Source organism: Roseomonas sp. CCTCC AB2023176, assembly GCF_042259275.1.
Lineage (GTDB): Bacteria > Pseudomonadota > Alphaproteobacteria > Acetobacterales > Acetobacteraceae > Roseomonas.
Window position 1 is genome coordinate 131,812 of record NZ_CP170087.1, and the last position, 21,533, is coordinate 153,344.

The window sequence follows — 21,533 nt, forward strand, 5'->3', positions numbered from 1 at the left end:
TCACCGAAGCGGATGCCGAACCGGCCACGGAACTGCCGCACGGGATGGCCGACGGGTAGATTGGAGGGGTCCGTGGGCGTTGGGGGGGCGGTGCGGGTCATCTGGCTCAATGGCGGGGTAGGATCGGGCAAGAGTGCCGTGGGAGGGGCGCTTGCCCGACTTCTCCCCGGCTCGCGGTTCCTGGACGGGGATGACCTGGCCGGTCCGCGGCACCTGCCGAACCCCGTGCGCTGGCGCATGGCGCTCGATGCGCTGCTCCGCGCGGTGGCACGCCGGGGACGCTTCCGCTGGCTCGTCATCGCCTACCCCTTGGAGGCCGACGGATTCCGGCGCCTGCGGGCCGCACAGGGCACGGCGCGAAGGTTCCTCACCATCGTGAACCTGGATGCACCGCTGGCAATGACGCTGCGAGGACGCGGCGGACGGACGCTGTCTCCGGCCGAGAAGGACCGCGTTCGGGTCATGCGTTCCAAGGGCTGTCACCGCCGGCCTTTCGCGACGGCTACCCTGCGCAACGCCTACCCGCCCGTGGGACGGACGGCCCGGCGCATCTTGCACCTGGCGCGCAGTCTTCCGGCCGGCTGACCAGGCGTCCCTAGGCGGATACGCCCTCCGCGAAGCGCTCTGGTCGGAAGGGCTGGAGGAGGTCGGAGAGGTGGCCACCCTTGATCTCCTCCGCCACGAGACGGCCGACGATCGCGGCCATCGTCACGCCCGAGTGCAGCGCGGCGAGGTAGACGCCCTCCACCGCACGAAGGGGGCCGACCACAGGCAAGCGGTCGGCGGGCATGGGACGCACTCCGACGGCGACGTCCAGGAGGGTCACCTCATGCCCGCCGCGGAGCGAGCGCCGCACCGTCGCGAGTGCCCGGGCGGCCACCGCCTCCGGGCTGTCTTCCCCGCCCTCGCCGACGTAGTTCGCCGCACCAACCAGGATGTCGGCCAAGCCCTGCCGCACCTCCATGCCAGGAGCGGAGACGATGCCGCGAACCACCGGCGCAGGCGTCCGGTACCGCAAGAGGATTGCGGGCGACCCGTGCAAGGGAAGGTCCGCGCCGAGCAGCCCGAGCAGCGAACGGGCACCAACGCCGCATGCGAGGACGACGCAGTCGGCCGCGATCTCACCCGCCTCCGTGCGGAGCTCCCACACCCGACCGTTCGCCGTGACGACCTCCTGGACCGAGGCCCCGAAATGCATCTCCGCACCAAGGTCCTCGGCCGCGCGCAGGAGGACCCCCGTTGCCCGCACCGGATCCAGCATGCCCTCCTCTGCGGCGTGGGCCGCGATCCGCGGTGGGTCGGCCAGCCCCGGCTCGAGCGTCGCGACCTCCTCGCGCCCGACGAGCCGGACGCCGTAGCCCTCCGCCAAGCGGTCGGCCACGAAGCGCTCGGTCTCGGCAGGGTCGCGGTGCCAGGTGAGGGCGCCGCACCAGCGCAGCCCGAGGGCGCCGGCGAACTCCTCCTCTAGCCGCCGCCAGTCCGCGGCGGCCGGCTGGCGCAGCCGCGAGTAGGCGCCCGATGCCCCGCTCGCGATGTTGATCCAACCGAAAGCCCGGCCGGTCGCGCCGGCGGCAACGCCCGTCGCGTCCACGACGGTGACCGACGCGCCACGCTGCGCGAGGTGGTAGACGATCGACGCGCCCACGATCCCGGCGCCGACGACGACAATCCGTGGCTTCGTTCGCTGCATGCCCTGCCTCTACCATGCCGGCGCGAGCGCTGCCCTCCAGGGGCAGAGGTCATGGACGGACGGACTTGTCCCGTCGCGTGGGAGGGAGGACGAGGGTGTCGTGCGGGTCCTGGCACGGGATGACGGGTGTCGCACATCTGCCCGCGCTGGAGCGGCCCGACGAGTTGGCCCATATCGTCGGCAGCTTCCTCGCCCGCTGCTGAGGTGATGGCAGTACGTCAGTCTGCGAAATCGTGGTTAAGGATTCATACAGGCCGCCTGCTGCGAACATTCGGCGATAGTAGGGTTGCTCATGCGCTTCCCCTCCCAGCACGGCGCGATCGCCGGTCTCGTCCTGCACGTCGCCGACCTCACCACCGCGACGCCCTTGCTCCGCGGCGTGCTCGGCGCGCTCGGCTACGGCCGCACGAACGCCGGCCCGGGCTGGACCTTCTGGGCGCGGGAGGGCGCGCAGGTGCTCGTCCGCGAGGTAGCGTCGGGCGAGCCGGTAATGGCCGGCGTTACGGTGCAGCTCCGCGCACCCGATCGCGCGACGGTGGACCGACTACACGCCGTCGCTCTCGAGGACGGCTGGCGCGTGGCGGAGCCTCCCGCCGAGCACCCCTATGCCCCGGGCTACTACAGCGTCGTGCTCGCCCTACCGGACGGCTCCGGCCCGCTGCTCGAAGTTGTGCACCCTCTGAGCGACTTGCCGGAGGACCGCCACGGCGGCGAGCGCGTCCGCCTCCCCGGCGCGGACGGGGTCACCCTCCGTGGCTATCTCTTCCGCCCTGCGCCGGGCGATGGCGGGGCGCGTCCCGGCATCGTCGTCCTGCACGGCTACGGGGCGGACGCGACCTGGACTACCTTCACCGGCGCGCGCCTCGGAGAGGCCGGCTTCGCCGCGCTGTGCCTCTCGCAACGCGGCTGGCTCGGCTCGGAGGGCGACGAGGACCAGGGCCTCCGCCAGCCCGACGACGCCCTTGCCGCGGCCGCCTGGCTGCGCGCGCAGGGCGGCTGCGGCGGCCCGGTGGCGATCCTCGGCTACTCGCAGGGCGCCCAGGTCGCCCTCCTCGCCGCCGCGCGGCCCGGGGCCGACCTCCTCGGCGTCGTCGCGTTCTTCCCCTGCACCGACCTCGCGGCCTGGGCACAGGAGGGCGGGCCAGCGATCGCGGACTACCTCGTCGACTTCGTGGCGCCCGAACACATGGCGGCGTGCTCACCGGTGACGGTCGCCCATCGGATCCGTTGCCCCGTGCTGCTGATCCATGGTGATTCCGACACGACAGTGCCGCTCTCCCAGAGCTGGGCCATGGTCGCCGCGAACCCCGCGATCAAGCTCGTCGAGGTGCCGGGCGCGACGCACCTCTTCACGCCCGAGCAGTACCGGGCCGGACGCGAGCGCGCCGTCTCCTTCCTGCGGGCGTGTCTGGAGGGGTACGCCCGCCGGACGAGAGTAGGAGGCGATCGCCGATGACGGACAACGCGGCGAAGCACCGAGCCTTCTACGCACGCGTCGCCGTATCCTCCCTCGCCGGACCTGGCCGGCATCGTCGTGCCCCTTCGTGCGGGCCGGGTTAGGTTGGGAGCATGCCCGCGATGCGTCACGTCGCCTCCGGCCGCGCCGCCCTTGCTGCCGAGGCGGTCGGGGAGGGCCAGCCCGTTGCCTTCCACCACAGCAATGCCGGCGACCGGCGCGAGTGGCACGGGCCGATGGGGCGCCTCGGCGCGGCGCACCGGGCCGTCGCCTACGACCGGCGCGGCTTCGGCGCGACGCGGGCCGAGCGGGAGGACCACCCCGCGGTCGCGGACCTCCTGGCCGTGCTCGACGCCGTGACGGATGGCACCCCCGCCGTCCTCGTCGGCTGCTCCATGGGCGGCAAGATCGCGCTCGACGCGGCGCTGCGGCATCCCGCGCGCGTCCGCGGCCTCGTGCTGATCGCGCCGAGCGTCGAGCGTCGAGGGAGCGCCCGCGCCGGACTACCCGCCAGAGATCGCGGAGCTGGTAGGGGTCACGCCATGGGACGGAGCTGGATTCACGCTAGAGCGTTTTCCGCTCAGTCTGGATCGTATCCGGCGGCGGCGAAGTAGTTCGCGCACTCGGCGGGCGTGAATGTCGGTACGAGACGGCCGATGGTGGTCCAGAGCCCGTCGAGGGTCCGTTCGGCGGCGGCGCGGAGAGCGGATTTCAGCTTCGCGAAGGCGTTCTCGATCGGGTTGAAGTCGGGCGAATAGGGTGGGAGGTAGAGCAGGGTCGCACCCGCGCTCTCGATCGCGCGTCGCACGCCCGCGCCCTTGTGGCTGCCGAGGTTGTCCATCACGACGATGTCGCCGGGGCGCAGCTCGGGCACCAGCACCTGGTCGACGTAGGCCTGGAACAGCTCGCCGTTGATCGGCCCGTCCAGCACCATCGGGGCGACCATGCCCGTGTTGCGCAATCCGGCGACGAAGGTCGTGGTCTTCCAGTGCCCGTGCGGCACCGCGGCCCGCAGCCGCTCACCCCTCGGTGCCCGGCCGTGGGTGCGGGCCATATTCGTCGAGGCCCAGGTCTCGTCGATGAACACGAGGCGGTCGGGATCGAGGTCGAGCTGGCCGTCGAACCACGCCCAGCGCCGCTTCAGGATATCCGGCCTGTCCTGCTCCGCGGCGTGGGCCGTCTTTTTTTCCATGTCATCCGGCGCCGGTCGAAGAAGCGCCATAGCGTGCCCATCCCGACCGCCACGCCAGCCCCTGCGAGCTCGGCCCGGATCTCCGCGAGCGTGATGTCGGACTTCGCGTCCACCAACCGCAGGATCAGTGGCGCGTGCGCCTCGATGCGCCCCGACCGCCGGTCCCCGCCGAGCGGACCCGGCGCAACCGAGCCCTTGTCCCGCGCAAGGGCGGCCCACCGGATCGCGCTCGCCGCACTCACCCCGAAGCGGGCCGCGGCCGCTCGGCACGACGACCCCGCCGCGATCGCCCCCACCACCCGCTCCCGCAGGTCTACCGACAACGCCCTCGACATGCCCGCCCGCCTCCTAACCAGGCGACACTGAATCACCTCGCGACGAAGCCGCGGATCACATCCGATTCAGTCAGGCCGGATACCGCTCTAAGCGAGGCGGACGGGGAACGTCACGGACGGCGTTCTACGGCGGATTCCCGCCTTCGCGCTGCTGGTCGCGGCTTCGGAGCTACTGCCGAAGACGACCTTTCGCAGACGCAACCTGTGATGGTGGGGCTGTCAATCCTTGCCAGTCGTCCGTGGCTGTGAGATGCGAGACCAGCAATGTCCAGCACGCCGACCCGTAACGTGTCGCTCACATCGGAACTGGAGGCATACCTGCGCGAACAGGTCGCCTCGGGGTATTATTCGAACGCGAGCGAGGTCGTTCGGGCGAGTCTTCGCTTGCTGATCGAACACGAGCGCAAGCAGGGCAAGAAGCGGACGGTCAAAACCACCGAGGCTCCGGCCGATGGATGAAGAGGCGCCGTCGCGCCAACTCTCACGAGTGGGTATTCCCGACCCCGACCTCTGGCTGACCTGGAAGGTCAGCCCGGATCTCCTCGGTATCTTGACCTTGGACGGTTACTTCGAGCGATCCAATCCGGCTTGGTCCGCCACCCTCGGCTGGACGGAGGACGACCTCCGGACGACGAGGTTCTTCGATTTTCTGCACCCGGATGACGTGGAACGAACCCATCTCTCCTTCGACGCCATGAAGCGGGGGACGCCTGCGCTGCGCTTCGAGAACCGGTATCGCCACAGGGATGGCGGGTTTCGCTGGCTGTCGTGGGTGGCGGTTCCGGAAGGCGCCAAGTTCTATTGCAGCGCCCGCGACGTGACGGAAGAGAAGGACCAGGCCGAAGCCTTGACCAGGCGTACGGCCGAACGCGACGAGATCTGGCGAGTGTCGCAGGACATGCTGCTGGTCATCGACACGCAGGGCATCATGCGCGCGGTGAACGAAGCATGGACAAGAACGCTCGGCTACACCGAGGAAGAGCTGGTCGGTAGCCGCTTCGACATCTTCGTCGATCCCGCGGACATTGAGCCGAGCTACGCGGCGCTCGCCCACGCCGCCTCGACCGCGCTTCCACGGTTCGAGAACCGCTATCGGCACAAGGATGGGTCCTGGCGCACGCTCTACTGGACCGCCGCTCCCGGTCGGGATTTCGTCTATTGTGCGGCCCGCGACATCACTGATGACAAGCTGCGCGAACAAGAGTTCGCCGGCGTTCAGGAGCGCTTGCGCCAGAGCCAGAAGATGGAGGCGGTGGGCCAGCTCACGGGCGGCCTGGCGCACGACTTCAACAACCTGCTCACCGGTATCATGGGCAGCCTAGAGTTGCTGAACACCCGCATCCGCCAGGGGCGGACGGCGGAGGTGGACCGCTACGTGAACGCCGCGCAAGGGGCGGCAAAGCGGGCGGCAGCGCTGACCCAACGCCTGCTGGCCTTCTCGCGTCGGCAGACGCTGGACCCCAAGCCCGTCGACGCGAACCGCTTGATTGCCGGCATGGAGGAGCTGATCCGCCGCACCATGGGGCCGAACATCACGGTGGAGACGGTCGCGGCGGGCGGGCTGTGGACCACGCTGATCGACCCGCACCAACTCGAGAACGCGCTGCTGAACCTGTGCATCAACGCCCGTGATGCCATGCCGGACGGGGGCAAGCTGACGATCGAAACCGGCAATAAGTGGCTGGACGCTCGCGCGGGGCGCGAGCGCGACGTGCCACCCGGGCAGTATGTCTCGCTGTGCGTCAGCGACACCGGCTGCGGCATGACGCCGGACGTGGCGCGGCGAGCCTTCGACCCGTTCTTCACCACCAAGCCGATCGGCATGGGCACCGGGCTCGGCCTCTCGATGATCTACGGCTTCGTCCAGCAATCGGGTGGGCAGGCCCGCATCTACTCGGAGCCTGGGGGGGGCACGGTGGTGTGCCTCTACCTGCCGCGCCACCTCGGCGCCGCAGAGGCCGTGGAAGCACTGGCGGGGCCGGCCGAAGCGCCGCGCGCAGAGCAGGGGGAGACCGTGCTGGTGGTGGACGACGAGCCAACGGTACGGATGCTGGTGACCGAGGTGCTGGAAGACCTGGGTTATGTCGCGATCGAGGCCGAGGACGGGGCGGCGGGGCTGAAGGTGCTGCGGTCGGACGCGCGGATCGACCTGCTGGTGACCGACGTGGGCCTGCCCGGCGGCATGAACGGGCGACAGGTGGCCGACGCCGCGCGGGACCTGCGACCGGGGCTGAAGGTGTTGTTCATCACCGGCTACGCGGAGAACGCCGTGCTCAGCCATGGCCACTTGGACCCAGGCATGCACGTCTTGACCAAGCCATTCGCGATGGAAGACCTCGGCAGCCGCATCAAGGACCTGATCTCGGATTGAGGGGAGGACCGGGCGAGGGCGAGGAACACGTCACCGCCCCTCTGCGACCGTTGCCGCTGTCCCAGTTGAACTCACGCCGACTAGCAGGCCGTAATTCGCTGTTTCCGCTAGGGCCGGTGCTGTCGTAGTTGGGCTGTAGTTCAGCTGGGACGCTCATGGCCGTAGCGCGCCGTCCGTGAGATTCCCCGTCCGCCTCGCTTAGCGTGAATCCAGCTCCGTCCTATGGCGTGACCCCTGGTAGCCTGGGCGGGAGAGGCCGAGGCGGCGGGCGACCCAGGTCGCGCGGCGGCGGCGAAGGCCCGGCTCTGGCTCGACGGCCCGCTCGCGCTGGAGGGGCGGGTCGGGGGCACGGCGCGTCGGCTGTTCCTCGACATGATCGGGACCGCGCTCCGCGTGGCCCCGGTGGGGGCGAACCTCGACCGGGCGCCGGCCTACGGGCGGCTCGGCGAGGTCGCGGTGCCAACCCTCGTCATCCAGGGTGACCTCGACTTCCCGCACATCGTCTCGCGCTCGCGCCACGTCGCGGCGACGGTGCCGGGCGGGTCCTGGGGCGCCGCCATAGAACGGGCAGGATAGCACGGTTAGTGGCACGGACCGGGAACGGGGTCATGCCGCCGTGGTGCTGTGCACCGTACGCGCGCCGCGCAGCGGCCTGAAGCCGTCCGGGCCGAGGCCGGCGTCCGCGCCCCAGAGGTAGTCGCCGGTGAGGTTGACGTGCTGCCAGCCGAGTGGGGCGAGGTGAGCGAGGGTCGTGTCGGGCACTGTCTCGCCGCGGCGCAGGGCGTCGAGCGCGCGGCCGAGATAGACGCTATTCCACAACGCGATGGCGGCGGTGACCAGGGCGAGGCCGCTGGCGCGGTGCTGTTGCGCCTCGGCGCCGCGGTCGCGCAGGCGCCCGAGGCGGTGGAAGCACACCGCGCGGGCGAGGGCGTTGCGGGCTTCTCCCTTGTTGAGTTCCGCCGTCGCCTGCCGGCGGAGCGCCGGCATCTGCAGCCAGTCAAGGGTGTGCAGGGTGCGGGTGATGCGGCCGACCTCGCGGAGCGCGAGCGCGAGGCCGTTCTGCCGCGGGTAGGCGCCGAGGCGCTTCAGCATCAGGGAGGCGCTGACGGCGCCGCTGCGGACCGAGGCGGCGAGACGCAGCAGGTCGTCCCAGTGCGCGGCGATCAGCGCCTCGTCGGGGCGGCCGGCGATGAACGGCGCGAGGGCCGGCCAGGTGGAGGCGGGCCCGAAGGCGTAGAGCCGCCGCTCGGCGAGGTTCGGGATGCGCGGCACGAAGCCGAACCCGAGGAGATGCGCGAGGCCAAACACCTGGTCGCTCACCCCGCCCCCGTCGGTGTGGTGCACGGCCGTGGTCAGGTCGGCCTCGTGGTAGAGCAGGCCGTCGATGACGTGCGCGGCCTCGCCGGCGGGGGCGATGACCTTCGTGTGGAAGGGGACGTAGCGGTCGGAGACGTGCGTGTAGAGCAGCACGGTCGGGTCGCGCCCGTAGCGCGCATTGGCGGCGCCGACCGCCTCGCCGGGTCCGGCGGTCGGGAAGTGCTGGCCGTCGGAACTCGACGCCGTGCCGGCGCCAAAGTGGGCCGCGAGCGGCTGGGCCTGTTGGGCGTCCACCAGCACGGCGAGCGCGCGGCGGTAGGTTTCCTCGCGCAGGTGCCAGCCGGCAGTCCAGGCGAGCTGGCGGTAAGAGGCGACGGCGCAGGCGTCCGCCATGCGCGTCAGGCCGAGGTTCGTCGCGTCGGCCAGCACGGCGGTGAGCACGACGCGCGGGTCGTCCGCCGGCAGGCCGCTGCGCAGGTGGGTGAAGGCGGCGCTGAAATCGGTCCAGCGGTCCACCTCGGCGAGCAGGTCGGTGATGCGGACGGTGGGGACCATGCCGTAGAGGCGCTCGGCCAGCGCCTCCGCCTCCTCCGGCGTGGCTGCCCTCAACGGCGAGAGCTTCAGCTCGTCGCCCCGGATCCGGACCTCCTCCAGGCGGTCCGCGGCCGCAAAGGCGTCCACTTCGGCCAAACGCGCGCCGAGGGTGGCACGACGCTCGGCGAGCCACACCTCCGCCGTCGCCGGCACGGCGACCGGCAGCGGGCCGGCCTCGCGCATGGCAGCGAACACGTCGGGCGGGATGAGCTGGTCCTCGACGGCGCGCCACTGGCGGCTGCCCTCGACCCAGATATCGCCAGCGCGCAGCCGGTCGCGCAACGCCAGCAGCGTGGCCGCCTCCCAGATCCTGCGGCCGGCGCTGCCCTCCATCTCGCGCATCGCCTTGCGCCAGGCAGGGCGGAGGAAGGAGGTCGGGGGCTGCGCGGCCACCGCCGCCCGCCGCTGGCGTAGGCCTCCCGCAGCGCCTGGACCGCGCGCAGCGTCCCTGCCGCGGCGGGCACGGCGCGGAGCCGGAAGGCGCCGAGGAATGTTGGGCCGAGGCGATGCAGCACCGGCCAGGCGCGCAGGGCGAGGGCCGGCAGGTCCGCCCCGTCCGGCCGCGCAAGGCGCTCGGCCTCGGCGACGCCGTGCGCCAGGCGGTCCCAGCCGACAGCGACGGCCACCGCCGCCTCCAGGTCGCCTTTGCTGTCCCGGGCCGCGATCAGCGCCGCGCCGAGCCTGGCCAGGAGCCGTACCTTGTCGTTGACCGCGCGCGCGTCGCGCAGGACGCCTTCCTCCTCGCGTGCCTCCGCGCGGCGGAACATCCGGCCCACCGCCCGGTCGAAGAGGGCCACGCCGTCGTCGATGAGCCGCACGACGGTGTCGAGGATGGTGGCCACGAGCACCGCGCGGCGGCGGACCGGCGACAGGGTCCGCAGGTGCCCTGCCGTGAGGCGCCCGCCCTCTCGGGCCAAACCTCGGAGCCGCGCGGGGTGGATACCGTCGGCGAGGGTCGGGTCGAGGCCAACGGCCCGGAAGCAATTGAGCCCCTCCACCAGCCGGGCCAGACTGCGATGTCCCGGCGCGCCGGGCGGCTGGCGCGCCCAGGCGAGCGTGCTGACCGCGGTGCCCCGCCGCTGATCAAGCAGGCCCTCGAGCACCGCCACCTGCGCTGTGGTCAGGCCACGGGTGAGCCGCGCCGCGACACGCCGTTCGGCCGACAGCAGCGCGGCAGCGACGAGGCGCTCCAGCACGCTCGGGCCCGGGGCGAGGATCCGGCTCCGGCGCAACTCGTCCATAAGCGCCGCCGCGATCGCCACCGCGTCGGTCGTGGCGAGGGCGACCGGCAGCAGCCACGCCACGATCTCCTGCCGGTGCCCCGGGCCGAACATCCGGAAGCCAAAGGCGTCTCGCAGCGCGTCGAGCTGCTCGCGCCGGGTCTGCGGCCGCCGGGCGTAGTCGGTCAGGGCCGCGGCGTCCGCGCCGACCCCCTCGGCCACGAAGCGCAGCGCCGCCTCCGGGATGGCCTCGCCGGGTCGCAGCAGCCGGCCAGGATAGCGGCACGCGCAGAGCTGGAGCGCGAAGCCGAGCCGGTTGTGGTCGCCCCGGCGCCGCTCTACGGCGGCGAGGTCGGCGCGGTCCAGGGTCCAGTGCCGGACGAGATCGGGTTCGGAGGCGGGCAGCGCGAGCAGGCCCGCGAGCTGCGCGCCGGTGAGCGCGCGGCGTCTCGGCATGGCGTTCGTCCCAGTTGAGGTGCAGTCTATCTGCTACGATCCCGGCCCCAACCGGAACAGCGGGTTGCGGCCCGTCCGACGAGGAGGGTTCAACTGGGACAGCGCGCCGCCCTCTATTGTCGCGTCTCGACCGCCGACCAGTCCTGCGCCCGGCAGGAGCGGGACTTGGCCGCGTTCGCCGCGCGTGCCGGCTACGAGGTGGTTGGCACCTTCCGCGAGACCGGCTCCGGCGCCCGGGCGGATCGGGCCGAGCGGCGCAAGGTGATGGCCCTGGCGCAGCGGCGAGAGATCGACGCCGTGCTGGTGACCGAGCTGTCGCGCTGGGGCCGTAGCACGCTCGACCTGCTGCACACGCTCCAGGAACTCGAGGCGCGGCGCGTTTCCGTCATCGCCATGAGTGGCCTGGCCTTTGACCTCTCGACGCCGCACGGGCGCATGCTGGCCACCGTCGTCGCCGGCATCGCCGAGTTCGAGCGCGAGCTGATCCGCGAGCGCGTGCGCTCCGGCATGGCCGCGGCGAAAGCGAGAGGCAAGAAGCTGGGCCGCCAGCCCGGGCAGCGGCCGAAGTCGGATCGCCTCGCGCCGAGGGTCCTCGCCCTCGTGGCGCTGGGCCGCAGCTACCGCCTGGTCGGGCGCGAGGTGGGGCTGAGCAAGAACACGGTTGCTGCGATCGTTGGCCGGGCGCGGAGGAACGCCGTAGCGAAGAGCTGAGGCGACCACGCCGTCAGAACGGCAGCGGCGCGAGGTCCGGCTCGACCCACGAGCGCCGCGCGGCGGGGGAGAACAGCGTCTCCTCGCGCCAGTGGGCGAGCGGCCAGCGTTTGTCGCCGTAGGGCGAGGCGAGGAGGCGGTTGCAGGCGGCGTGCAGCGGCGTGCCGGGTGGCTGCGCGGCGAGGAAGGCGCGCACCGCCCGCAGCGAGGCCTGGGTGATCGTGTCGTGGTAGCCGCGCGTCTCCGAATTCGGCACGCCCGTCGCCTCGTTGTAGGCGCGGATGATGCCCGGCATCTCGCGCGCGGCGTCGAGGTCGGGCCGCGCGGCGAGGATCCAGGCCGCCGCCGCGAGATGCGCGGCATGCGTCCACTCGGCCTTGGGCAGCGTGCGGTCGAGGAGGCGGGTGCCGATCGCCTCGACCTCTGCGTCCGATCCGAAGGGGCCTCGCCCGGTCACGCGACCACCCCGAGGCCGGCGAGGAGGGCGTAGGCGCCGAAGCCGAGCAGCGCCGCCCCCGAGAGGCCCTCGATCCACCGCAGCGCGCCCGAGGGCAGGGAGCCGCGCACCGCGGCGACGCTGCCCACCAGCAGCAGCCACCAGGCGACGGAGCCGAGGAACACGCCCGCGACGAGGGCGAGGCCCGCCGCTGCCCCGCCGCCTGGCGCGGCGAGCGCCGCGACCACGCCGGCGAAGGAGAGGATCGTCATCGGGTTGGCCAGCGTCAGCGCGAAGGTCGAGGCGAAGGCGCCCGCCAGGCCCGTTCCCTCACGCCCGGCCGCAGCCTCGGCGACGGCGTGTGGCGGCGCCAGGGCCCGCCGCAGTGCGCCGAGGCCGAGCCAGGCGAGGAGCAGGCCGCCCGCGACGCGCAGGAGCGCCGCGTGATCGACCAGCACGGCCGCCAGCACGCCGAGCCCGAGGGCCGCGACGAGCCCGTAGAGCGCGTCCGCGGTCGCCGCGCCAACGCCGGACGCGACGCCCGCGGCGGGACCCGCGGCGAGGGTGCGGCGGATGCACAGCAGGGCGATCGGCCCGACGGGGGCCGCGATGGCGAGGCCGATGCCCGCCCCGCGGAGGAGGGTGCCGGCGATGTCGGGGGCGATCATGGCGCGGCGGTCTCCGGCAGGGCGGCGGGCAGGGCGAGCTCGGTCGTCTCCTTGGCGGTGTCGAGGGCGATCACCGTCTCGGTCCGCAGCACGCCGGGCAGCGGCTTGAGGTGGTTCGCCATGAAGTGCTGGAGGGCAGCGGTGTCGCGCACCCGCAGCTTGAGCATCCAGGAGTGCGGTCCCGTGACGTGGTGCGCCTCCTGCACCTCCGGCAGCCGGCGCAGCGCCTCGGCGAAAGCGAGCTCGTCAGCGCGCGGCTCGAGATCCACGAAGGAGAAGGCGAGGAGGCCGAGCCCTGCGCGGCGGGGATCCGCGACGGCCCTGTTGGCGGTGATGATGCCTGCGGCGTTCAGGCGCCGGACGCGGTCGCTCGCGGCCGAGACGGAGAGGCCCACCTCTGCGCCGAGCTCGGCGGCGGATCGCCTGTTGTCGGCTTGGAGGAGGCGCAGAATGTGCAGGTCGGTGGCATCCATGCCGCCAATCTGCCTGCAACACCGCTATGAATCAAGCAAAATGGGTTTTTTGCCACGCTTGGCCGGCAGAATCACTATCAACTAACGTCGTTTCCGGCGAACTGCCGGCCACCCCGACGCCACCATCCGACGCTGGCCCCATCGAACTGGACGGCATCGAGCAGGGCCCCTGGTCAACCGGGCTGTTCCTGATCTGTGCGCCTATGCGTGCTATTCTGCCCGTTCTGTGGCGGCGCCCCGTCCTGGCACGGGATGGAGGGCGTCGCGCACCTGCCCGCGCTTGAGCGGCCCGACGAGGTGGCCAGCCTCGTCGACGACTTCCTCAGCCGTTGCTCGGGCTGAGGGCAGGACGTCGGTCAGCGAACCGTGGTTTAGAATCGCAACACCTAGCCTCTCCGCCGTCCTTGCATCCGGCGGAACGCGTAAGTTCAACCCTCAGCGGACCTACAGACCCCGAGCACCGGGTTGTGTCGCTCCGCCCGACGCGGCACGGCATGCTGAGCCATGCTTCGCCTCGTCGCCCACCGGTTCGGGGAACCGTCCCGGGCTCTTTCGTGCGAACCCGCCCCGCGCCCCGAGCCGGGCGAGGCCGAGGTCGTGGTGCGGATGCTCGCGAGCCCCATCAATCCCTCGGACCTCGTCCCCGTCGCCGGCGCCTACCCCTACCGGACTGCTCTGCCCTTCGTGCCCGGCTTCGAGGGGGTCGGGACCGTCGAGCGGTTGGGCAGCGCCGCCGCCGCGGGCGCGCCGCTGCGCCCGGGGCAACGGGTCCTCCCGCTCGGCTCGGCCGGGGGGGGTAGACCTTCAAGGCCGCCCCGGCCGACTGGTGCATCCCCGTCCCGGATGGCGTCACCGACGACGAAGCCGCCGTGGCCTACATCAATCCGCTGACCGCGCGGCTGATGCTGCGGTGCGCCGACCTCCCGTCGGGGGCCCTGGTGGGCGTCAACGCGGCCGCCTCGGCCGCCGGCCGCGCGCTGCTGCGGATGTCGCGCGCGGGAGGCCTGCGCCCGGTAGCCGTCGTCCGGTCCGAAGCGGGGCGGCGGCGGCTGGTGGGGGAGCCTGCCGAGGCGGTCCTGGTCCAGGGGGAGCGCCTGCCGCCGCTAGACGGCGGCTTCGACGCCGTGGGCGGGGATGCGGGCGCCGAGATGGCCCTCGCCGTCCGGCCGGGGGGCGTCTTCGTCCACTACGGCCTGCTGTCCGGCCAGCCGCTCCCGCCCGGCCTCGGCAGGGCCGTAGCGCCCGGCGTAGCAGTGCGCCTCTTCTCGCTGCGGCAATGGGTTCACTCGGTTCCGCGCGCGGAGCTGCGCCAGGCCCTGGCCCGGGCGTTCGAGGACGTCCGAGGCGGCTTGGCGGCGGCGGCCGTGGAGGCCCGGTATGGCCTAACCGACGTGCGCGCCGCGCTCGCTCACCATGCCCGTGCGGGACGCTCGGGGAAGATCCTCTTCGCCCCGACCGACGGGTAGACCGGATTGTCCGCTCCCCGCCCCATGGCGACACACGGGCGCCGTGCCGCCTCGTCAGTCGGGCGTTTGACAGAACGCTACGCAAGACAACGCCGGACCGTGTGGTCAGCGCGTCCAGACGAGGTCGGGTCGCTGGGCGAAGGCCTCGACGACGGAAGCAACCAAAGCCGCGAGGCGCCGCGGCACGAATCGTCGTGAGGGATAGACGGCGTAGAGGCCGCGCGCCCGGACCGCGTGCCCCTCCAGCGCCAGCACGAGCTGGCCCCCCGAGACCTTCGGTAACACGATGTTGGAGCCGACCTGAGCCAACCCCATCCCGGCCGCCGCGGCGAGGGCCGCCCCCTCCGGGTCGTTGACGACGAGGGCCGGCATCACTGGACGGCGGACCACGCCACCCCCGGGTGCTGCGAACTCCCAGGCGAATACTTCCTGCGACGGGTTGCTTCGCATGCCCACGAGGCGGCGCCCCTCGATCTCGTCGGGCGTCCGCGGCAGCCCGTGCCGTGCCGCGTAGGCGGGCGAGGCGCAGACGAGCATCGTCACCGGCAGGATCAGCCGGGAGACATACTCGTTGACCGGCAGCACGCCGCCCCGGATCGCCAGGTCGAACCCTTCCGCCACCAAGTCCACGAAGCGGTCGGACAGCGACAGCTCGACCTCCACGGCGGGGTGCGCGGCCATGAAGTCCGCGATGACCGGCAGCAGGTGCGTCCGGCCGAAGGCGGTGGTGCTCGTCACACGCAGCCGGCCCGAGAGTGCCTCGCGCTCCTCGCGCACCGCGCCCTCGGCCTCCGCGAGCGCCTCCAGCGCCGGGGCGCAGCGCAAGAGGTAGCGCTCGCCCTCCGCCGTCAGCCGCACCTGGCGCGTCGTGCGGGTCAGCAGCCGCACGCCGAGCTGATCTTCCAGATGGCGGATGTTGAGGCTGACCGAGCCTGCCGTGAGGCCGAGCGCCCGCGCGGCGCCGGAGAAGGACAGGCGTCGGGCGACCTCGACGAAGGTGGAGACAAGGCGGAGATCGGCCGTCACGGAGCATTGTTTAACCGCATCAAACAGTGCTGTCGATTCAGCGGCCATTCTGTCGGAAGACAGCGAGGGACAGATTGCGGGCACCGACACGGAGCCCAGCAATGACCCTCGCCGCCCTGCACCTCCCGAGCCTTCCGAAGATCCCCCGCGCCTACGCGCCGGTGCTCTTCGCCTTCCTCATGTCGGTCAGCCTCTCCGGGGCCCTCTCGGCCGCGATCACCGCCGTGAACACCGGCATCGGACCCGGCTTCGTCGCTCGCTGGCTGCACGCCTACGCGCTGGCCTGGAGCTTCGCCTTTCCGGCCGTGACGATCGTGGCGCCCCGCGTGCGGGCCCTCGTTGACCGCCTCACCGCCTGAACCCCGCACCCCAAGGGAGCACAGAGATGACCACGACCTACGCCATCGGCGGCGACCTCGTCGTTTCCCGCATCGGCTTCGGCGCCATGCGCCTCACCGGCCAGCCCGGCAACTTCGGCCCCTACGCGGACTGGGATGGGGGGATCGCCCTGCTGCGCCGCGCCGCCGAGCTTGGCATCCGCCTCTTCGACACCGCCCTCGCCTACGGTCCCGGCCACAACGAGGCGCTCATCGCCGAAGCCCTGCACCCCTATGCCGATGGGATCGTCGTCGCCACCAAGGGCGGCATCGACAAGCTCTCGCCGACCCAGCTCGTCCGCGACGCCTCCTCGGCGACCCTGGCGCGGCAGGTGGACGAGGCGCTCGTGCGGCTCCGCGTCGAGCGGATCGACCTCTTCCAGCTCCACTGGGTGGACCCGGCCGTGCCGATCGAGGAGAGCGTCGCCGCCCTCGACGCCGCCCGCCGCGCCGGCAAGGTCCGCCACGTCGGCCTCGCCAACGTGACGCGGGATGATCTCGACCGCGCGCTCGCCGTGGCACCCATCGCCTCCGTCCAGAACCGCTTCAACAGCGAGGAGCGGGAGAGCGACGCGCTCGTGAATTACACCGCTGAGAAGGGCATCGCCTTCATCCCCTACGGTCCGCTCGGCGCGCATCCCATGCAGCGGGGCGCTCGGCTGGACCCCGCCGCGGCGCTGCGCTGGCTGCTCGCCCGCTCGCCCAACGTCGTCGTCATCCCCGGCACCACCAGCGTCGCGCACCTCGAGGAGAACGTGCGCTCCTTGGCGGAGGCCTGAACCACCCCAACCCCAAAGGAACCTCACCATGGATCGCCGTCACCTGCTCTCCGCCGCCGCCTTCGCGGCCATCGCCCTTCCCGCCGCTTCGGAGGCGGCCCCGGCCGCGACCGCCGGGATGCGCTTCGACCATGTCTCGCTCAACGTCCGAGACTTCGAGGCCGCGCTCGCCTGGTATGGCGCGAAGCTCGGCTTCCGGACCGAGGTGGCCTGGCGCGTCGCCGCGCTGAACGGCAAGCGCCTCGCCTACCTGCGCCTGAACGACACGATGCTGGAACTCGTCGAGGCCGACGCCGGCGGCATCGGGCTGCCGGAGGCGATGACCTTCCCCGAGCACTTCGGCCGCACCGGCTACGGCCACCTGTGCTTCCGGGTGGACGACGTCGAGGCGGTGCTCGCCGGCCTCGCCGCGGAGGGCGTGCCCACCTTCGTGCGGGCCGAGACCTACGACCTCGACGGCACGCCCTTCCGGCGCCGCGTCGGCTTCGTGAAGGACATGGAGGGGAACGTGCTGGAGTTTGGCGAGCCGCTACAGCGCGTCGGCTGACGTCTCGGCCGGGCGGCGGTTCGAAGCCGCCGTCCGGCAACACTTTCATCCCCGACGGCTCGGATCGTCACATCCCCATCCCACGTCCCTGCCGCAGCCCCAGGCGCTCCTGCTGCGCTTCAAGCCGCCGCTCGGCCGCCCGCTGCCGGTCCTCATGGGCGCCCCGGCCCGCGCGCTCGGCCGACAGCGCCCGCGCGACGCCGGCCACCCCCTCGCGCGGGCGCTCCCCCTCAGGGGCGCCCCGCCCCGTCTCTGCCCGCTTCAACGCCACCTCCATGTCGTAGCCCAGCCGCTTCTCGGCTGCTGCCGCGAAGGCCCGCAGCTCCGCCTTCACCGCCGGCTTCGCCGCCACCTCCCGCGCCCACGTGTCGGCCACTGCCGCCTGTTCCCGCACGAAGCGCTGCCAGCTCTCCTCGCCGGCCGGCCCGGGGCCGACGCCCCCCTCCCGCGCGGCCTCCACCGCCCGCACCGCCGACCACGCCGCCCGCGACAGGCCCGGCACCTCCACCGCGTCGCGCTGCCGCTGTCCCTCCACCACGCCGGCGTGCTCGCGCATGGCCCGGTCCCGGTCCTTCGCCTCGCCCTCCAGGTCCCAGCCGATGGCTCGCGCGGCGCCGACGGCCCGCACCCGCTCGGCCTTTGCTTCCTTGCTGGCGAACCACCCCTCCCGCCCATGCAGTGGGCCGAGGCTCTCCGGCCCCTCCCGTGCCAGCGCCGCGGCGGCCCGTCTCAGGTCGCCCCCTTGCGCCGGATGAGGTCGCCCAGCCGGCGCCCGGCCTCCTCCGGCTCGCGATACGCCTGGTACAGGTGCCGCTGCCGATCGGCGGCCTGCTTCCGCACCCAGGGGTGCGCGTCTGCCGCCGCGGCGAGGTCCGCGGGCGTCGTGCCCCGCCCGAGGCTGTCCCGGCCTCCCGGATCGCGGTGCGCCGGCAGCAGCGGCGCCGGCCGCTCCTCGCGCCGCGCCTCTTGTGAGGGCGTGCGCGGCCTCGACGCCTCCGCCTCCGGACGGCGCACCACGATCTCGCTCTCCGGCGCCAGCCCGCGCCGCTCCGCGAACGCCGCCCCGTAGTCCAGCGTCGTGTCCTTCGCCCGCTCCCGCGACAGGGTGCGCGCGAGCGCCCCCCATCCGCGAACTCGTCCCGCCCGTAGTGCAGCGCCACGCCCTCGCGGTGCCGCGTCAGGGCGACGTAGGCCGCGTGCCGGTCCATGTGCTTGCTCGCCAGCACGTGCGCCCGGTCCACCGTCACCCCCTGCGCCTTGTGGATCGTCGCCGCATACCCGTGGTCCACGTGCCCGTAGTCGCGGACATAGAACGTGACGGCCGCCCCCTTCCCCGCCGCCCCGCCCGCGCCGTCGAGCGCCACCGTCAGCCGCTCGCCCCCGGCCTCCACCGCCAGCACCGTCCCGAGCGTCCCGTTCTTCACCGCCACGCCGCCGCGGCCGTCCGGACCTGCCCCCAGCGCCCGCTCGTTGCGCAGGAACATGACCCGGTCGCCTGCCGCCATCGCCCGCTCGCCGCGCTCTGTCGCGACCGCCCTCTCCGGCCCCAGCTCCCCGGCCTCGCGCAGCCGCTCCCGCGCCAGCGCGTTCAGCGCCGCCACGTCCGCCCGGATGTAGGCCAGCATCACCCGGCTCGCGTTGGGACTCTCCTGACGCTCCGCCGCCCAGCCCGCCACCAGCGCCGCGCGGGCCTCCTCGCGCGTGCCGTGCCCCCGCACCATGCCCGCGGCCCCGTAGCGGTCCAGCGCCGCCCCGGTGCGCGCCGTCGCTAGCTCGCGCGTGGCGTCCCGCTGCCACCCCTCCCGCTGCCGCCGCACCTCGGCGATTTCCGCCGCCCCGTGCCGCTCCGCCAGCGCCCGGAACGCCGCCCCGGCCTCGATGGCCTGGAGCTGCTCCGGATCGCCCACCAGCACCACCTTCGCCCCGGCCTGCCGGGCATGGCTCAGCACCCGCTCCATCTGCCGCGAGCCCACCATCCCCGCCTCGTCCACCACGAGCACGTCGCGCGACGTGAGGCGGTCCGCTTCCCTCCCCTGCGCCCAGCCCCATTCGAGGCTCGCCAGCGTGCGCGAGGCGATGCCGCTGCCCCCTTCCAGGCCCTCGCCGCGATGCCCGACAGCGCTGCGCCCCGGACCCTGTAGCCCTCGGCCTCCCACGCCTCGCGTGCGACGCCCAGCATCGCGCTCTTGCCCGTGCCCGCGTAGCCGACGACGAGGGCGAGGTCCCGCCCCGCAGTGACGTGCGCCACCGCCGCGCGCTGCTCCTCCCCCAGCGCCAGCCCGCCCGCCTCCGCGCGCCGCACCGCGCGGTCCATGTCCGCGACGCCGATCCGGTGCGCCCGCGACCCCGCCAGCCCCGCGCCAGCCGCCTCCATCCGCGCCTCGACGGCGAGCATCTCGCGCGTGCTGAACCGTTCCCGCCCGCGCCCGTCCTGCCCGACCCGCACCAGCTCCGGCGCCGCCTCCACACGCGCCATCACCTGCGCGAACTGCTCCGCCCCGTCCGTGTGCCGCGAGACGAACCGCGCCAGGTCGTGCCGCGTGAAGGTGGACTGCTGCCGCGTCAGCACGTCGAGCGCCAGCGCGGGGTCCGCAGCTATCCGCTCCCCGTTCCGCCGGGCGATGGCGTCGTGCTCGGCCTGCCGCTCCGCGTCCTCGCCCCGCTTCGCCCGCCGCTGCCCCGCCGGTCCCACCTTGTGCTGCGGCTCAAGGGCAATGCCCTGCGCGGCGAGGGTGCGGTGATCGATCCGCGCGTCGTGCCCGAGCTCGTGAAGGCGCTGGTTCGCCAGTTCCGCCCACCGCTCGCGCCAGCCTGTCAGCAATTCCTTGCTGTTCCAATCCCGCGCCTTCGCCCCGAAGCCCTCCCCCTCGACCCGGCGCATCGTCAGCATGACGTGCGCGTGCGGCTGCGCCTCGCCATCCTTGCCGACGCCCCAATGCACGTTCAGGTCCGCGACCATCCCGCGGGCCACGAACTCCTCCCGCACGAAGTCCCGGGCGAGGGCCACCGCCTCCGCCCGCGACAGCTCGCGCGGCAGCGCCACCTCCACGTCGCGCGCGAGCTGCGCGTCGCGGCGGCGCTCCCCCGTCTCCACCTCGTTCCACAAGGTCGCGCGGTCGCGCCACCGCTCCGGCGCGCCCTCCGGCAGCAGGATCTCCGAATGCACGACGCCGGCCTTGGCCGTGAAGTCATGCGCCCGGCCCAGCCGCTCGTCCTCCAGCCGCGAGGCCGAACGGTAGGCTGCGGCCGCGACGGCACTGCGCCCCGACGCCCGCGAGATCACCTTCGCGGAGAAGTGGTAGATCGCCACCGCCGGACGGTGCCGGCCTGGGATGCACGACGGAACCCCGCGGCGGGGCTCATTCCGCCCGCGCCCACCGCACGACTACGCGACGTCGCCCTGGGCGACGTATAAACGCGCATTTCGCTGCTTCGGTCCCCTCAGCATCGCGAACTGACGGGCGGCTCGGGCCCCTCCCGCTGCCCTTCAGCAGGCTACATCGCGCTCCACCGTCAACCGGCCTCTGAGCAGCGGCGTCACCTCGGGGATCGCACAGGGGGCAGCTCGCTTCCATCCGGAGCGAGGAGGCAACCCACGTTATTCCGCCATGGACTCCGCACCCGCATAGCGCGAGTTCAGGTGAGGAGCGCGAACATGGGCAGCAACGTCCAGCAACTGCGGCCCAATCTGTTTGGGTGCCGTATCCTCATCGTGGAGGACGAGTTCTTCATCGCAGCCGACCTCGCGGACGCGCTGCTCGAGCTCGGTGCCGAGGTTGTGGGGCCCATCCCGACCCTGGCGCAGGCGGTCGAGGCCCTGTGCGGAGCGCGCCTGGATGGCGCCGTGCTCGACGTGAACCTGCACGGCGAGATGGTCTGGCCCGTGGTGGAGGAACTGCTCGCACGCGACGTGCCCATCACCCTCGCCACGGGCTACACGGGCGAGGTGATCCCGCCCGCCTATGCCCACCTGCCAGTGGTCGAGAAGCCCTGCTCCGCGTGGGAGCTGTCCCGGATCGTCGCCGCGCGGGCGGCAGTGGGGCAGGGGTTCTCGCCATAGAACGGGCGGAGGAGCACGGGTCGCAGCACGGCTCGACGCGTGGTCGGCGGCCCGATACGCTGCCGAGTGACGCCGAGCGAGACGCCCCTGGAGATGGTGCAGCGGCATGTCCGCGAGGGTAAGGGCCAGGTCCGCCGGCAGCGTGACCTCGTTCAGCATCTCGAAGCGGCTCAGTCTCCCCTGACGGATGAGGCGGGTAAGCTTCTGGCCGAGTTCGCTTCGTTGCAGGGCGACCACGAGAGGCATCTCGCTCAGATCGAGAGGGAGATGCAGTCGGGTCGGCGCGATGCCGACGGCAACTTGCTGCCGCTCCGGCCCGCCAAGACTTGAGCCGCACTCTCGCCCGAGCTGGCGCGGCG

20 protein-coding genes and 3 pseudogenes are annotated in these 21,533 nt (G+C 72.8%); 14 read left to right on the top strand and 9 right to left on the bottom strand.

The annotated features are described in order from the left end of the window. Window positions 1-72 precede the first annotated feature (72 nt). On the top strand, window positions 73-585 hold the full coding sequence (locus ACE7GA_RS27070; protein WP_376100683.1) for a hypothetical protein: 513 nt from the start codon (window positions 73-75) through the stop codon (window positions 583-585). 10 nt (window positions 586-595) lie between these two features. Here the strand turns inward: ACE7GA_RS27070 and ACE7GA_RS27075 are convergent, their stop codons facing one another. After that, window positions 596-1,690 (bottom strand): NAD(P)/FAD-dependent oxidoreductase, encoded by a 1,095-nt coding sequence (locus ACE7GA_RS27075; protein WP_376100685.1) that lies wholly within the window; start codon window positions 1,688-1,690, stop codon window positions 596-598. 292 nt (window positions 1,691-1,982) lie between these two features. On the opposite strand from ACE7GA_RS27075, the gene ACE7GA_RS27080 reads away from it, so the two are divergent. Both ACE7GA_RS27080 and ACE7GA_RS27085 read left to right on the top strand, forming a co-directional pair. Then, complete coding sequence (locus ACE7GA_RS27080; protein WP_376100687.1) at window positions 1,983-3,146, top strand: alpha/beta fold hydrolase; 1,164 nt, start codon at window positions 1,983-1,985, stop codon at window positions 3,144-3,146. A gap of 113 nt (window positions 3,147-3,259) precedes the next feature. After that, window positions 3,260-3,760, top strand: coding sequence for an alpha/beta fold hydrolase (locus ACE7GA_RS27085; protein ID WP_376100689.1), 501 nt, complete (start codon window positions 3,260-3,262; stop codon window positions 3,758-3,760). Here the strand turns inward: ACE7GA_RS27085 and ACE7GA_RS27090 are convergent. Further along, window positions 3,727-4,673, bottom strand: a protein-coding gene (locus tag ACE7GA_RS27090; RefSeq protein WP_376100691.1) for an IS630 family transposase whose coding sequence is annotated in 2 segments (ribosomal slippage) — window positions 3,727-4,332 and window positions 4,335-4,673 — 945 coding nt in all. Because the reading frame shifts where the segments join, the coding sequence is not laid out codon by codon here. The genes ACE7GA_RS27085 and ACE7GA_RS27090 overlap by 34 nt on opposite strands. 264 nt (window positions 4,674-4,937) lie before the next feature. Between ACE7GA_RS27090 and ACE7GA_RS27095 the strand changes: the two genes are divergently transcribed. From ACE7GA_RS27095 to ACE7GA_RS27105, 3 genes and pseudogenes are all read left to right on the top strand, one after another. Next, window positions 4,938-5,132 (top strand): type II toxin-antitoxin system ParD family antitoxin, encoded by a 195-nt coding sequence (locus ACE7GA_RS27095; RefSeq protein ID WP_376100693.1) that lies wholly within the window; start codon window positions 4,938-4,940, stop codon window positions 5,130-5,132. Between the two features lie 10 nt (window positions 5,133-5,142). Continuing rightward, window positions 5,143-7,044, top strand: a pseudogene (locus ACE7GA_RS27100) (PAS domain S-box protein); the annotation flags it as partial. Between the two features lie 372 nt (window positions 7,045-7,416). Continuing rightward, window positions 7,417-7,620, top strand: a complete 204-nt coding sequence (locus tag ACE7GA_RS27105) for a hypothetical protein (RefSeq protein WP_376100695.1) — start codon at window positions 7,417-7,419, stop codon at window positions 7,618-7,620. 30 nt (window positions 7,621-7,650) lie between these two features. Here the strand turns inward: ACE7GA_RS27105 and ACE7GA_RS27110 are convergent. Then, window positions 7,651-10,631: pseudogene (locus ACE7GA_RS27110) on the bottom strand (Tn3 family transposase). A 93-nt stretch (window positions 10,632-10,724) separates the two neighbouring features. Between ACE7GA_RS27110 and ACE7GA_RS27115 the strand changes: the two are divergent. Beyond that, the gene (locus tag ACE7GA_RS27115; RefSeq protein ID WP_376101004.1) at window positions 10,725-11,342 is read left to right on the top strand and encodes a recombinase family protein; all 618 of its coding nucleotides are present in this window, start codon (window positions 10,725-10,727) and stop codon (window positions 11,340-11,342) included. A 13-nt stretch (window positions 11,343-11,355) separates the two neighbouring features. Here ACE7GA_RS27115 and ACE7GA_RS27120 read toward each other — a convergent pair whose 3' ends face one another. Genes ACE7GA_RS27120 through ACE7GA_RS27130 form a run of 3 tightly spaced genes read right to left on the bottom strand, consistent with a single transcriptional unit; the run spans window position 11,356 to window position 12,919 of the window. Next, the gene (locus ACE7GA_RS27120) at window positions 11,356-11,799 is read right to left on the bottom strand and encodes a hypothetical protein (RefSeq protein ID WP_376100697.1); all 444 of its coding nucleotides are present in this window, start codon (window positions 11,797-11,799) and stop codon (window positions 11,356-11,358) included. Further along, the gene (locus tag ACE7GA_RS27125; protein WP_376100699.1) at window positions 11,796-12,446 is read right to left on the bottom strand and encodes a LysE family transporter; all 651 of its coding nucleotides are present in this window, start codon (window positions 12,444-12,446) and stop codon (window positions 11,796-11,798) included. The genes ACE7GA_RS27120 and ACE7GA_RS27125 overlap by 4 nt, the downstream gene beginning before the upstream one ends. Continuing rightward, entirely contained in the window at window positions 12,443-12,919 is a 477-nt protein-coding gene (locus ACE7GA_RS27130; RefSeq protein ID WP_376100701.1) for an Lrp/AsnC family transcriptional regulator, read from the bottom strand. The genes ACE7GA_RS27125 and ACE7GA_RS27130 overlap by 4 nt, the downstream gene beginning before the upstream one ends. A 606-nt stretch (window positions 12,920-13,525) precedes the next feature. On the opposite strand from ACE7GA_RS27130, the gene ACE7GA_RS27135 reads away from it, so the two are divergent. Next, window positions 13,526-13,810 (top strand): alcohol dehydrogenase catalytic domain-containing protein, encoded by a 285-nt coding sequence (locus ACE7GA_RS27135; RefSeq protein WP_376101006.1) that lies wholly within the window; start codon window positions 13,526-13,528, stop codon window positions 13,808-13,810. Then, entirely contained in the window at window positions 13,789-14,385 is a 597-nt protein-coding gene (locus tag ACE7GA_RS27140) for a hypothetical protein (protein ID WP_376100703.1), read from the top strand. The genes ACE7GA_RS27135 and ACE7GA_RS27140 overlap by 22 nt, the downstream gene beginning before the upstream one ends. 105 nt (window positions 14,386-14,490) lie before the next feature. On the opposite strand, the gene ACE7GA_RS27145 is transcribed toward ACE7GA_RS27140, so the two are convergent. Then, a complete protein-coding gene (locus ACE7GA_RS27145; protein WP_376100704.1) occupies window positions 14,491-15,411 on the bottom strand; it encodes a LysR family transcriptional regulator in 921 nt (306 codons plus the stop codon). 101 nt (window positions 15,412-15,512) lie between these two features. On the opposite strand from ACE7GA_RS27145, the gene ACE7GA_RS27150 reads away from it, so the two are divergent. From ACE7GA_RS27150 to ACE7GA_RS27160, 3 genes are read left to right on the top strand one after another with little or no spacing between them, the layout of a single operon-like run. Beyond that, on the top strand, window positions 15,513-15,770 hold the full coding sequence (locus ACE7GA_RS27150) for a DUF2798 domain-containing protein (protein WP_376100705.1): 258 nt from the start codon (window positions 15,513-15,515) through the stop codon (window positions 15,768-15,770). A 26-nt stretch (window positions 15,771-15,796) separates the two neighbouring features. Further along, on the top strand, window positions 15,797-16,567 hold the full coding sequence (locus ACE7GA_RS27155) for an aldo/keto reductase (protein WP_376100707.1): 771 nt from the start codon (window positions 15,797-15,799) through the stop codon (window positions 16,565-16,567). Window positions 16,568-16,595: 28 nt separating this feature from the next. Then, window positions 16,596-17,114, top strand: coding sequence for a VOC family protein (locus tag ACE7GA_RS27160; protein WP_376100708.1), 519 nt, complete (start codon window positions 16,596-16,598; stop codon window positions 17,112-17,114). 67 nt (window positions 17,115-17,181) lie between these two features. On the opposite strand, the gene ACE7GA_RS27165 is transcribed toward ACE7GA_RS27160, so the two are convergent. Together ACE7GA_RS27165 and traA are read right to left on the bottom strand one after the other, a co-directional pair. Then, a complete protein-coding gene (locus ACE7GA_RS27165) occupies window positions 17,182-17,742 on the bottom strand; it encodes a hypothetical protein (protein WP_376100709.1) in 561 nt (186 codons plus the stop codon). Between the two features lie 308 nt (window positions 17,743-18,050). Beyond that, a pseudogene (traA, locus tag ACE7GA_RS27170) lies at window positions 18,051-20,424 on the bottom strand (Ti-type conjugative transfer relaxase TraA); the annotation flags it as partial. A 345-nt stretch (window positions 20,425-20,769) separates the two neighbouring features. Between traA and ACE7GA_RS27175 the strand changes: the two are divergent. Continuing rightward, the gene (locus tag ACE7GA_RS27175) at window positions 20,770-21,174 is read left to right on the top strand and encodes a response regulator (RefSeq protein ID WP_376100710.1); all 405 of its coding nucleotides are present in this window, start codon (window positions 20,770-20,772) and stop codon (window positions 21,172-21,174) included. 66 nt (window positions 21,175-21,240) lie between these two features. Continuing rightward, window positions 21,241-21,504 carry a hypothetical protein gene (locus ACE7GA_RS27180; protein ID WP_376100711.1) on the top strand — a complete coding sequence of 88 codons (264 nt, stop codon included), beginning with the start codon at window positions 21,241-21,243 and terminating at the stop codon, window positions 21,502-21,504. Window positions 21,505-21,533 lie beyond the last annotated feature (29 nt).

Coding starts and splice junctions, on each gene's coding strand:
- ACE7GA_RS27075 (WP_376100685.1), bottom strand. CDS start 1,690: ATGCAGCGAACGAAGCCACGGATTGTCGTCGTCGGCGCCGGGATCGTG.
- ACE7GA_RS27080 (WP_376100687.1), top strand. CDS start 1,983: ATGCGCTTCCCCTCCCAGCACGGCGCGATCGCCGGTCTCGTCCTGCAC.
- ACE7GA_RS27085 (WP_376100689.1), top strand. CDS start 3,260: ATGCCCGCGATGCGTCACGTCGCCTCCGGCCGCGCCGCCCTTGCTGCC.
- ACE7GA_RS27095 (WP_376100693.1), top strand. CDS start 4,938: ATGTCCAGCACGCCGACCCGTAACGTGTCGCTCACATCGGAACTGGAG.
- ACE7GA_RS27105 (WP_376100695.1), top strand. CDS start 7,417: ATGATCGGGACCGCGCTCCGCGTGGCCCCGGTGGGGGCGAACCTCGAC.
- ACE7GA_RS27125 (WP_376100699.1), bottom strand. CDS start 12,446: ATGATCGCCCCCGACATCGCCGGCACCCTCCTCCGCGGGGCGGGCATC.
- ACE7GA_RS27130 (WP_376100701.1), bottom strand. CDS start 12,919: ATGGATGCCACCGACCTGCACATTCTGCGCCTCCTCCAAGCCGACAAC.
- ACE7GA_RS27135 (WP_376101006.1), top strand. CDS start 13,526: ATGCTCGCGAGCCCCATCAATCCCTCGGACCTCGTCCCCGTCGCCGGC.
- ACE7GA_RS27150 (WP_376100705.1), top strand. CDS start 15,513: ATGACCCTCGCCGCCCTGCACCTCCCGAGCCTTCCGAAGATCCCCCGC.
- ACE7GA_RS27155 (WP_376100707.1), top strand. CDS start 15,797: ATGACCACGACCTACGCCATCGGCGGCGACCTCGTCGTTTCCCGCATC.
- ACE7GA_RS27160 (WP_376100708.1), top strand. CDS start 16,596: ATGGATCGCCGTCACCTGCTCTCCGCCGCCGCCTTCGCGGCCATCGCC.
- ACE7GA_RS27175 (WP_376100710.1), top strand. CDS start 20,770: ATGGGCAGCAACGTCCAGCAACTGCGGCCCAATCTGTTTGGGTGCCGT.